Origin of the sequence: Salinicoccus siamensis (assembly GCF_042429615.1) — a bacterium.
Taxonomy (GTDB): domain Bacteria; phylum Bacillota; class Bacilli; order Staphylococcales; family Salinicoccaceae; genus Salinicoccus; species Salinicoccus siamensis.
Genome location: NZ_JBHMAH010000029.1, coordinates 175,546 through 186,800 on the forward strand (window position 1 = coordinate 175,546; position 11,255 = coordinate 186,800).

Here is an 11,255-nt window from a genome sequence, read left to right on the forward strand (position 1 = left end):
GGGCAGGTGTCTCACATGACGCATGTAGAACTGAAGGATATAACAATCGAGCTTAATAACCGGACGATCCTGGACGATATTGATATGGAACTGATGGAAGGGAAGATTACGACCATAATAGGGCCGAACGGATGTGGCAAATCGACCATGCTGAAGACGATTTCGAGAATCATTTCTGCAAAAGAAGGCGGGGTCTACATCAATGATATGGATATCCGTCAGATGAAATCCAAGGACATCGCCAAAAAGGTCAGCATCCTATCCCAGAAGAACAGATTGCAGTACGATGTCAAAGTACGCGATCTTGTCAGCTTCAGCCGTTATCCACATCTTAAGCGGTTCCAGGGTTTGAAGCCGGATGACTATAAGATAATCGATTGGGCATTGAAGGAAACAGGCGCCATTGAATTTGAAGGCCGTATGATGAGCGAGCTTTCAGGAGGACAAGCGCAGCGTGTATGGATCAGCCTGTTGCTTGCCCAAGGAGCGGATGTACTGCTGCTTGACGAGCCGACGACATATCTTGACATCCACCACCAGCTGGAAACCTTGAACATCGTCAAAAGGTTGAATGAGGAGACGAAGCAGACGGTCGTCATGGTGCTCCATGACATCAATCATGCCATCAAGTACTCCGATCATCTAGTAATAATGAATGAAGGGAAAATCATCACAAGTGGACATCCAAGTGATGTCTTGACGAATGATATCCTAAACGAAGTCTTCAATATAAATGGTACAATCGCCATCGATCCCGCAACTGGAAAACCGATCATGACAGATTATGAACTGTTCTGCGAAACGGTAAAAGGTGTCCAGGATGGATCGTAGATGGTACCCACTACCCATCTTTATGATGGGTATTATTTTGTCCTTCTTCCTCTCGATGATGTATGGCACCAATGCATACAGCCTGGGGACCGTGGCGCAGGTCATCTTCAATCTGGATATGACCGACCAGGTCCATCAGATCCTCTATGAAATACGCATGCCGAGAGTACTGGCGGCTCTGGTTGCTGGTTTTATGATAAGCATATCCGGTCTGATACTGCAGTCTGTGACGCATAATGACCTCAGTGAGCCGAGCATACTTGGCATCAATGCAGGGGCAAATCTCGCAATCATCGTTGCCGCGCTCGCACTGCCGGCACTCCCCTTCATCGGAGTGATGGGTGCCGGATTCATTGGGGCGATGTTGGTGGGGATGGTCATCCTCTCAGTCACCCGCTCAAAGTCTCCAATGCATCTCATCCTTGCCGGGGCCGGGATCAGTCTCTTGCTTTACGCTGTAACAGATTTTCTTGTCATCACCTTCAACCTAGGGCAGTACATCGCCTTTTTCACGGCCGGAGGGGCAGCTGGGCAATCGCTCTCCAACATAGCTCTCATCCTGCCAGCTGCGCTTCTGTTGACGGCGGTGCTTCTGTTTTTATCAAAAGAACTCGACATACTGTTGTTTGGGGATGAAATGGCGACTTCACTCGGTCAGAATCAGGCATTATATCGGCGCGTTACGCTGACGCTTGCCATCATGTTGGCAAGCATGGCGGTAGCGATGGTTGGAAATGTCGTCTTCCTCGGACTACTCGTGCCACATATCGTCAAGATGATATTCGGCAATCTCCACCGCTTCACCATCATCTATACCGGTATGACGGGTGCGATGGTGTTCGCCATATCGGATATGCTCGCACGTATATTCAATGAGGCCCCCGTCAACGCAATCATTGCCATGATTGGACTGCCATTCTTCATCTATATCATCAGGAAGCGGGGCGATCAATATGCGTAATCGGACAAAGTTCATCCTGGTCATCGGATTGCTTATGGCTATCGTGGTGCTCCATCTTCTGACCGGCACGTACAGTCTAAGCGTGGATGATCTATTCAATCTTATGGCTGGGCATGCAGGAGATGATATCAAACTGGTACTGTTTGAGTTCCGGCTGCCGAGAATCATCATCACGCTGGTCTGCGGGGCGGCCTTGGCATTGAGCGGGCTCATACTCCAGGTCATTTCCAAAAATGGGTTGGCTGATCCTGGAATCATCGGCGTCAATGCCGGAAGTGGCTTCGGGGTTGTACTATACATTCTGTTCGTCAGTGGTTCGATGACACAATCGCTCTTCGCTCTGCCCCTGATGAGTTTTCTTGGCGGATTATCAACCGTCCTCATCATCTTCTTCCTGTCATTCATCGGTGGCACATTCAAAAGCAACATATTCATCCTCATCGGTATTGCCACAGCAATGGGTGTAACTGGTTTCGTATATGTCTTTACATCCATGTTCGATGAATCACAGATGGAGATGCTCAACCGTTATTTTGCAGGCAATATATGGGGGGATACTTGGCCATTCGTCCTTGTTTCAGTGCCATACATCATGATTATAACCGTTATCATCTTTTTTAGGATAAGGGAGATGGAGATGCTGAATCTGGATGATGAGATGTTGACGGGGCTCGGCATGAACGTAAGCCGGGAGAAGGTGATGCTGATCATCTTGTCCGCCATGCTCTCGAGCCTTGCGGTAAGTGTCAGTGGGGCGATCAGTTTTATCGGTCTGTTGGCCCCACATATTTCCCGACTGGTATTCGGTCAGAACATGAAAGTGTTATTTGCTTCCACCCTGATGATGGGGGGTGTCCTGTTGACGGGTGCTGACCTGCTCGGCAAAGTGTTGCTGGCCCCGGTCATCATTCCGACGGGCATCGTGGTGGCACTGATTGGAGGTCCGTACTTCCTGCGGCTGTTGTTGAAAGCCAGACAGATCTAAACGGGCATGTTAAGATGGTCAAAAACATTTAGAAAGAGTGATGGAGTGAAATATTTTGCGGCTTTATCTCCCATGAAAGACGAAGAAAAAAGTAAACAGTATCGTGAGCAGCATCTGGAATTCATCAAGGAAAAGCGCGAGGAAGGCAGCGTTCTGATGTTCGGCCGTTTCACTGATGGTGTAGGGGGGCTTGTCATCTACAAAGGTGAATCAAAAGAAGCGGTGGAGGCACTTGTCTCTCAGGACCCTTACTTTATGCACGATGCCCGTCATCTCGAACTCCACGAGTGGGACATGCAGACAGATTATACAATCAGCTGAATGGCGATATAGGAACGTCAGGTCTTGGCTTAAGCCATCCAGGCCTGGCTTTTTTGTCGAAATTAAGAACGAGCATCGTCGGTGGTGCAAAACTATAATGCTAAAAGCTGTAACATAAGTGTGAAAGATGTATCATAGGGAATATAGAGCATAAGAATAGTGGAGGGAGGGGAAATCATGAAACAGAAATTACTTACAAGTGCAGTCCTCCTGATGAGTCTGATGATGATTTTCACAATTTATGCGCCCCAAAACACCTCGGCAGCCAGCCAGAGCCTCAATAATATGCTGGAGATCCGAAGTGATGATGGGGTTTATGATGCAAATGAAGCCCAAGCGATGATCAACCGGCTCAATCGTGTCGACGAACGTATCCTATACCATACAAGTTTGGCGGGGGTAAAGATCATATTGACCGATATGCCCCTTACTGAGCTGCCGGAATTCCAATACTTGTCCGGTGTCACACCCAATGGTTGGGAAGGAACCGGATCCACATGGGATGATGTGCCCGGAGCAGGAGGATATACGACAGCTGCACGCATCGGCTACAGTAATCCAGGCAACGGCCACTCGACGATCAACCTTGAGCTGCACGAATATGGCCACGCTGTGGACGACTTTGCAGCAGGGACGACACTCAGCGAATCACAGGAATTCCTGAACATCATGAGCCAGGAGAAAAACAGCCTGTTCCATGACCATGAAGTGCCATCTTATTTCGATGCACCAGGGGAGTATTTCGCTGAAGCATTCGGCATGTATTATCTGGGAGGTAATGCGAACGCAAAACTCGCAAACCGCGCGCCCCAGACATATCAGTTCATTCATACCCTGCATAACCGCCTGATCAGCATCCAGGGTGCAACAGGCAACACCACCCAGTTTGCATGGGATGCTAACAGTAATGCCGCCTATTATGAGATCTACCGGAACAACCAACTGATTGATACCACCACAAAGAGTTCCTATAAAGATACAGGACTTGAAACCTCGACCAGCTACAATTATTACATTCGTGCGATGGGGGCGAACGACAATCCATTATATACATCGTACTATAGGACGGCAACGACCGGTAATCAGGCAGATGCTCCCGAGGTAGACCGGACAGGACTTGAACAGATGGTGGCAGAAGCAAAAAAGGTCCCGCTCGAAAAACGTTCTCCAGCACTCCAGACCGCCCTTGAGAATGCTGAAGAGCTGCTACAGACCGAAAATGTGGAGCAGTCACAACTGGATGAAACGGAACAATCGCTCAAATCTTCCATTTCGGACAATGAAGATGTCCAAGTATCGAAAGATAGTAACGAGGAATCTTCGTCTACAGATGAAAATGGAGAAACTTCAGATTCTAAAGACACTGAAAAAACCGATGAAGAGGAATCTTCTGAAAAGCCAGAAGACGAGGCAACAGAAGAATCTACATCTGCCACCGAGCAGTCTTCGGCAGAGTCTTCCGGAGAAACTGGAGAGACTGAAGAAGATACTGCTGAAGCACAAATGGCATCGGAGGAAACAAACGAAGACTCAGAAGAAGGCAAGGCTGAAGATGAAACAGAAGAAGAGAGTGCCGAATCAGTTGATACAGACAAAGAAAGTGCCCAAGCAAGCGATGGAGATTCATCGAATGTAGTATTAATATTTGGTTCAATTCTACTGTTTATACTTGGTCTCGTGGCCGCAATCGTATTATGGATGAGAAGGAATTGATATTAGAAGACGAGTGCCAGAATTCTGGCACTCGCTTTTTTTCTCGTATCATATGAATGAAATGTGATATTTTAAATATAGAGAAGGGATGGTAATACTTCCGTCAGCAATATATTTATTCGATAGAAAGTCTCTTGAGAAGAATAAGTGAAATGTTGCAGGAATCCCGCAATACCAATGGACTTAAACATTTAAATACATCAAGGTCAAAAAACAAACTATGTATTCTTTAAAACTATTAAATTCTCTGTTTAGTAGTACAGGCCGTAAATATAAGCGCATGCGGAAAAAAATGAAATTAACCCGAATCGACAACATCAAAAATGCCACATTCGCCAATCACATTGTACCCGAGGGATTTACCACCAATTCATCCCCTTCTTTAGTGACGCCCAATTGACTGCCTTATACAAGACCGCTGTGAATCGTTTGGCCACATTTGATCTAGATGCCATCCAACAGAACGATGCCATCACCTATGGCCTGGAATCCTCGGTTAAAGCCCTCCGTCGGTACCACCGGGGCGAAGGCGAGCCCGTCTATAATCTCTATGCCTATACCAATGCGGCCGATTTTAGAACTGCGATGGCCTGATCAGGATGTTACGATCAGGCCAGACAGACAACTGATATTTCGGATATTATTCGATTACAGAGGGGACATCCGACATAATTTTTCAGTTCAAAGGATTCAAAAAGAAAAGGAGGGGCATTATTGAAGTTAAATAAAACGCTGTTTTTTTCATATCTCTTGATATGGATTATCGTGGGCCTGATCGTCTTTGACAAAATAGTGCCGATGATTGTGTTTATCATCATTGGCGGAGGATCCACCGGGTTGATTATTGCGACTAAAACAAAAAAGAGTGAGGCCACTACCAGAATATAGAGTCAATATACACCCGGTTTTATATAAAGGAGATACAGTATGAAAATTATTGACCCGTCTGTACAGAAAACCAATTTAGCAATACAAGTCTTTGTTCTTTGGTATTTGAAGCTCATTACATTTGGAAGGTCTAAAAAAATAAATAAGCGATATGAAAGAGTATTGAAGTCTTTCAGCGAAATCCGTACCCATGATAAGCTCTAACCTTATTGGCAAGTGAAGCCGGTGTGTGATCATAAAAAGCAATATATCAACATGATAGATGGCTTGAACTCTGGCAACAATCGACAAAAAATCCACTCATCACGCAAGTCGACATCAGACGGATAAAACACACTGACAACAAAAAAGAAATCTCCGAAATTGCCAAATACAGTGCCAAAAACAGCGACTATCTCCAAGACGAAACCGTATTTGACACATTCTATAACACACTTTCCGGCAAACGCCTCATTGTATATTCCGGCCGCTTTAAAGACGCCAATACACTCTATGAAACCAAGGAACTCGACCACTATAAAGATATAGATCCAATCTACTACATCTACCAAATTTTTTATCACTGGGGTAAAACTGACTACATCGAAACCGAACGCAAACTCATGAATCAAGACATGCAAAAAGAAATCAATCAGACCCTATTAGACGAATCAGACATCGAAGAATAACCGACACCCCCGCACCGAAATACACACCTAAACGCCCCCATTTACTCTTGACCTCCCTAACCCTGCACGTGGGTATAGGGAGGTCAAGAGTTGAGTATAGTAATTTATTACGAAACGAATTGGGGGAGAATGTCGGTGGCTCAATCGGTGCGGGTGTGTTGTGTGATTCTAAATAAAAAAACGGCTTTACCCCTCAATTACCCTTCGATTTCCCTAGTTTTAGAATTTATTTAGAATACACTCTTGAAGCGAATTATCCCAGTGCAGCATGCGGAATTTTTGATAAAAAATGACGTGTGCGTAACTGGGCAGTACTGAGATTTGAATTCAAACCGAACTGAGAGTTAGACACCATTTCAGAGTCCAAATAAGCGTATATGAGCGTTTAAATCATTTTTTGGGTGTATGTTAGTAAATCAAGAAATAAACCAAGACCACCACTCTCGAACCCAATCTTTTGAGTGTAAGGGTTTAAAAATAGAATTCTATTTTTAAGAAATGCCTTCAGGTAGAGTGAGTTTTGTTTAAAATTAACGATAAGTATGAGCGAATAGGAGGATGACAATGTCCAAAAGTATATTGAGTTTCAAACTAAAAGAATACCGAGAACATAATAACCTTACACAAGAAGATGTTGCGGAGTTATTAGGTGTGAGTGACAAATCAATTTCAAAATGGGAATTGGGGAACGGCTATCCAAGTAAGAAGAACATGATAAAACTATCAGAGTTATTGAATGTATCACTGGAAGTGTTGGTCATTGAAGAACAAACTGTGGACGACAAATTGAAGAGAAGCGTTAAATATGGTCTGGTGAGTTATTGTATAATTTTTGCATTAACAATATTGATTAGAGGGATTAAAGATACTAATCGTTATCAAGAAATATTAAGTAGAGATCTTGATGAAATCATTAAAATAGTACTTATTAATTTTGGACAGAATATTTATATTGCCATTGTACCGGCTGTGATTATTGGTCTGGTATGTTACTTCTACATCATTCCGCGGCAGCAAGTCGATTAAATAACCCCATGAGATTTGCTTCAATTTATGATTTGGAAGATGGATTTCCAATTATTTTTAGAGTGTATTCCATTTAAAATGAAATACAAAAGCTGAAAATCAGTAAACGTAGTAAGAGCATAAGGAGGTTTTTCCGGATTTTCATCCTACAAAACCTCAAAACCCTTGATATGTCGGCAGTGCCGACAATATATTTTTCCGTCCGGATTTTAACCAAATGTACCTGTTTAAGTACATGAAAACAGCTATTTTTTGATGTAATATTACAAATGTACCTGTTGAGGTACATCTAAATCGGAAGGAGATTGATAAAAGTTGGCACGAATTGATGTAAAAGATGTTGATGAACATTGTACCATTTCGAAGGTGTTTTATATTGTCTCAAATAAGTAGGTTAGTCTAATAACTAGTGGCGGTCCTTCGATTTTTTCTATGGGAAAATTCCCAGTAAGAAGTTCAAAATGAGTATTGATAGGATAGTAGGAATTAGAATCGAGACAATTCCTAAAATATTTATCTTCTCGTTTTCGCCGATTGTAAAATTAAGCTAGACACATAAAAAGGTCACGCATGATACACTCAAATGGTTTTCCGACCAAAGAAATCATAGGAGTGATCATGCATGACCCATACCCATATTACCACGGATGAACTGGTAATCATAGAAGCCTATTTCCATCACGACACACCGATTTCTCATATTGCGAAACGGATTGGCCGTGCCCGTCAGACCTTCAGGCGAAATATCTCTGAAAGAGCAGCTGACTATCCCACCTTCGATGAAGAATTCGGTCACCTAGAAGGCGATACTATCGTTGGTGTGCGTCATAAAAGTGCCGTCATCAAGCTGGTCGAACGGCTATTAAAAGCCATCATCACCTTGAAGCCTGAAGGTCGGACGGCCAAAGATATCGAAGCCGCCATCAACACATGGTGCCACTGGGTGCCGAGAAACCTATTCAAGTCCATCACCTTCGATTGTGGCAAGGAATTTTACAACTGGCGGGCACTGAGCAACCAGCATGATTGGGCCATCTATTTTGCCGATCCGGGCACACCATCACAGCGGGGACTGAACGAACATTCAAATGGATTGCTCAGAAGGGATGGCCTGCCTAAAGATATGGATTTCAACATGGTCGACCAGACATTCGTCTCATCGGTTGCGCCAGGAGAAACCATATCCCGAGAAAATCATTGAACTATCGTACACCATTGGAAGTCTTTTTGAGTTACATGGGTGAAAAGCAACTGTCTAGCTTATTTTGACAAATGAAATCTTGTAATTTCCAATCCATTTTAATGATTTTTCATTTCCAATTGATGAATTAGATGAGTAATCATATCGTTATTCGGGGTTTTGATCCCATATTCTTTTCCATATTCAGAGATTTTACCATTTAGATAATCTACTTCTGTCTGAACACCTTTTGCCAAGTCTTGATGCATCGATGGATAATGCAGTCCCGCCGCACTGTCAGGGAATGCCGCCTTGATTTTTTCTAATGAAGCATCAAAATCTAAATTTACACCACGAGCACCTGCAACTTCTATAATTTCTTCAATTATTGGGGTGATCATTTCAATTACGGCACCGTAAGCGGCAAATTCCCCAATCCTTTTATCCAAAATTGAACATAAAGGATTTAAGACACTATTTAAGGTTGCTTTAGCCCAAATAGAGTGTTGAACATCCCTACTTATAATAGAGTTTAGGTTAGCTGTGTTGAATATATCGTTGATTTCCTCTGTCATTTTTGACGCAATGCCATCTGCTCTTTGAATCTGGATGCCACCTGATCCTGTTAATACAATCTGTCCCGGCCCTTTGAGTCCAGCGGTCCACATCGTCACTGCCAAGTATATGCGATCCTTGGACACATACTTGGCTAGACGGTCCCCATGGCCTAATCCGTTCATCATAGTGAGGATTGCTGTTTCTGCGTGTATTGAATTTTTTTCATACAACGCTTGCAGCATGTCTTCTGCATACATGGCTTTAGTTAAAATAATGATTAAATCATATGATTCATCTATATCTTCCAATAATTTTGCTTTTACAGGAACTTGATATACTTTATCCTCTGTGTGTACTTCCATTCCTTTTTCGTTAATGGCGTTGACATGTTCCTCCCATCTATCTATGAGTGTTACATCAACGCCTGATTCGTGAAGCTGTATCCCTACTCTACCGCCTAGTGCACCTGCGCCTGCTACTGCAATTTTCATTTACTATACATCCTTCCATATTATGATTCTGCTTCAAAATAGAAAATAGTTGGCTTATATATCTTAAGTATTTTGACGAAGAGATAGTGGAATAGGAGTGCTGAAATTAAAGGGACAATAACGTATGCAAAGATTACTTTAAATATGACACTCCCAATGCCGCCATCTAACAAAGCCATGGACTGAATTGGACCTACAAAACCCACAAGTCCGAATCCCGCTGATGCAGGGGTGCCCTGGATGTTAAGTAAACCAGAGACAAGCCCCGACACTGCTGCTGTTAAACTTACTGGTAGCAGTAGGATTGGATAGCGGATCATGTTCGGCATCATCATCTTCATCGCCCCGAGTATAACTGCGATGGGCACCCCTATTTTATTTACTTTATACGTGCCAATGAACAACATAATTGCAGCTGAAGCGACTCCAATTGCTGCGGAACCCGCTGCAACCCCCGAGATGCCAATTGCGTATGCAATTGCCACAGTAGAGACAGGTGAGATAATTACTATTGAAAACAATACTGATATAAGAATAGACATAATTATAGGCTGTGTAGTTGTAATACTATTAATCAGTAGCCCGAGTCCAAGTGTAATTGTGTTTACGTATGGTAAAAGTAATATACCAGCTAATCCCGCAATCCCCCCGCCAATAATGGGGAGCAGAATGATACTGAGACTCCCGAGTTTATCTTTGATGATTAACATGATTCCAACTGCAATGGCTGAAGTAATCATCGTGTTAATGAGATCCCCAATTCCTGTTATAATCCAGCCGGAATCTGTGAATTCAGCAGCACCTGATCCTACGAAAGCAGCCGTTCCCACGACGACTGTTTGTAATGGAGTCATACCAAACTGCATTGCAATCAATACACCGGTCAGGACAGGAATAGTAAATTGAATACCTACGACCACATTTTGAAGCGTAGTAAAAATATCTCCGTATTGAGCAAGGTACCCAAACAGCCCTCCGAGGATCGCATTTGGAATTAGACCAACAACAATCGCAAGGGCCACCCCATTGAGTATATTAAACAAGAATTTTTTTGGTGTTATTCTTTCTTTAGCTCCATCCATGTAATTCCCACCTTCTATTTGTGATTTATTTCACGATAAATATACCATTTACCATGCTGTCTGGCAATATCCTGAATTAAATTCTGAATTATCAGTTCTCTCGTTTAATAAATACCAACCCCTGGTAAATCAAAATAATATTTGCGTTACAATAAAAAGAGAACAATTATTAGAAAGGAAGATTTGAATGGAAGAAAATCAAAAATATTATGGCTATATGAAAAAAATTGGGGAGTAAGTGAAAATCGGTCTTATAGACGGCAAAGCGATGAGAGGAAAATTGTTGTTTGTCAGTAAATATGAATTTTATCTAGAAATAGAAGGAAAAGAAGTTACGATATTCAAACATGCTATATAATACGTTATGTAACCAAAAATAATTATTTCTCTTTTCAATAACATGATATATATTTATACCGGTGCCCATTTTCTTTGAGTAAACGGATTTGTACCAATTGTCTGTAACCGTCAAGTGGTTCTGGGCTCTTACGCTAAGTTGGGGAGAAACGGGTATGTATCAGTAAAAAGGAATGGTGACCATGTATGATCAT

At 42.8% G+C, this 11,255-nt stretch carries 11 protein-coding genes and 1 pseudogene; 10 read left to right on the forward strand and 2 right to left on the reverse strand.

Going from position 1 to position 11,255, the window contains the following annotated elements; translation table 11 throughout:
- The first annotated feature begins 15 nt into the window (after nucleotides 1–15).
- The 10 genes and pseudogenes from ACFFLE_RS09325 to ACFFLE_RS09370 form a co-directional block, all read left to right on the forward strand.
- A complete protein-coding gene (locus tag ACFFLE_RS09325) occupies nucleotides 16–831 on the forward strand; it encodes an ABC transporter ATP-binding protein (protein ID WP_380570830.1) in 816 nt (271 codons plus the stop codon).
- Nucleotides 821–1,792, forward strand: coding sequence for a FecCD family ABC transporter permease (locus tag ACFFLE_RS09330; RefSeq protein WP_380570831.1), 972 nt, complete (start codon nucleotides 821–823; stop codon nucleotides 1,790–1,792). The genes ACFFLE_RS09325 and ACFFLE_RS09330 overlap by 11 nt, the downstream gene beginning before the upstream one ends.
- A complete protein-coding gene (locus tag ACFFLE_RS09335) occupies nucleotides 1,785–2,777 on the forward strand; it encodes a FecCD family ABC transporter permease (RefSeq protein ID WP_380570832.1) in 993 nt (330 codons plus the stop codon). Before ACFFLE_RS09330 ends, ACFFLE_RS09335 begins: the two co-directional genes overlap by 8 nt.
- A 45-nt stretch (nucleotides 2,778–2,822) precedes the next feature.
- Nucleotides 2,823–3,098: a YciI family protein gene (locus ACFFLE_RS09340; protein WP_380570833.1), complete on the forward strand. Its 276-nt coding sequence runs from the start codon at nucleotides 2,823–2,825 to the stop codon at nucleotides 3,096–3,098.
- Nucleotides 3,099–3,275: 177 nt separating this feature from the next.
- Nucleotides 3,276–4,811, forward strand: a complete 1,536-nt coding sequence (locus tag ACFFLE_RS09345) for an anthrax toxin lethal factor-related metalloendopeptidase (protein WP_380570834.1) — start codon at nucleotides 3,276–3,278, stop codon at nucleotides 4,809–4,811.
- 396 nt (nucleotides 4,812–5,207) lie between these two features.
- Nucleotides 5,208–5,405 (forward strand): hypothetical protein, encoded by a 198-nt coding sequence (locus ACFFLE_RS09350; protein WP_380570835.1) that lies wholly within the window; start codon nucleotides 5,208–5,210, stop codon nucleotides 5,403–5,405.
- A 120-nt stretch (nucleotides 5,406–5,525) separates the two neighbouring features.
- Nucleotides 5,526–5,699, forward strand: a complete 174-nt coding sequence (locus tag ACFFLE_RS09355; RefSeq protein ID WP_380570836.1) for a hypothetical protein — start codon at nucleotides 5,526–5,528, stop codon at nucleotides 5,697–5,699.
- Between the two features lie 245 nt (nucleotides 5,700–5,944).
- A complete protein-coding gene (locus ACFFLE_RS09360; RefSeq protein WP_380570844.1) occupies nucleotides 5,945–6,367 on the forward strand; it encodes a protein rep in 423 nt (140 codons plus the stop codon).
- A gap of 564 nt (nucleotides 6,368–6,931) precedes the next feature.
- The gene (locus tag ACFFLE_RS09365; RefSeq protein ID WP_380570837.1) at nucleotides 6,932–7,393 is read left to right on the forward strand and encodes a helix-turn-helix transcriptional regulator; all 462 of its coding nucleotides are present in this window, start codon (nucleotides 6,932–6,934) and stop codon (nucleotides 7,391–7,393) included.
- Between the two features lie 718 nt (nucleotides 7,394–8,111).
- Nucleotides 8,112–8,662 (forward strand): annotated as a pseudogene (locus ACFFLE_RS09370) (IS30 family transposase); the annotation flags it as partial.
- 30 nt (nucleotides 8,663–8,692) lie between these two features.
- Here the strand turns inward: ACFFLE_RS09370 and ACFFLE_RS09375 are convergent.
- Both ACFFLE_RS09375 and ACFFLE_RS09380 read right to left on the reverse strand, forming a co-directional pair.
- Nucleotides 8,693–9,622: a 2-dehydropantoate 2-reductase gene (locus ACFFLE_RS09375; protein WP_380570838.1), complete on the reverse strand. Its 930-nt coding sequence runs from the start codon at nucleotides 9,620–9,622 to the stop codon at nucleotides 8,693–8,695.
- A gap of 20 nt (nucleotides 9,623–9,642) precedes the next feature.
- Entirely contained in the window at nucleotides 9,643–10,704 is a 1,062-nt protein-coding gene (locus tag ACFFLE_RS09380; RefSeq protein WP_380570839.1) for a PTS sugar transporter subunit IIC, read from the reverse strand.
- Between the last annotated feature and the right edge of the window lie 551 nt (nucleotides 10,705–11,255).

Bases quoted from the DNA above. Each gene is read 5' to 3' on its own strand.
- ACFFLE_RS09345 (WP_380570834.1), top strand. From the start codon at position 3,276: ATGAAACAGAAATTACTTACAAGTGCAGTCCTCCTGATGAGTCTGATG.
- ACFFLE_RS09375 (WP_380570838.1), bottom strand. From the start codon at position 9,622: ATGAAAATTGCAGTAGCAGGCGCAGGTGCACTAGGCGGTAGAGTAGGG.
- ACFFLE_RS09380 (WP_380570839.1), bottom strand. From the start codon at position 10,704: ATGGATGGAGCTAAAGAAAGAATAACACCAAAAAAATTCTTGTTTAAT.
- ACFFLE_RS09330 (WP_380570831.1), top strand. From the start codon at position 821: ATGGATCGTAGATGGTACCCACTACCCATCTTTATGATGGGTATTATT.
- ACFFLE_RS09335 (WP_380570832.1), top strand. From the start codon at position 1,785: ATGCGTAATCGGACAAAGTTCATCCTGGTCATCGGATTGCTTATGGCT.
- ACFFLE_RS09365 (WP_380570837.1), top strand. From the start codon at position 6,932: ATGTCCAAAAGTATATTGAGTTTCAAACTAAAAGAATACCGAGAACAT.
- ACFFLE_RS09325 (WP_380570830.1), top strand. From the start codon at position 16: ATGACGCATGTAGAACTGAAGGATATAACAATCGAGCTTAATAACCGG.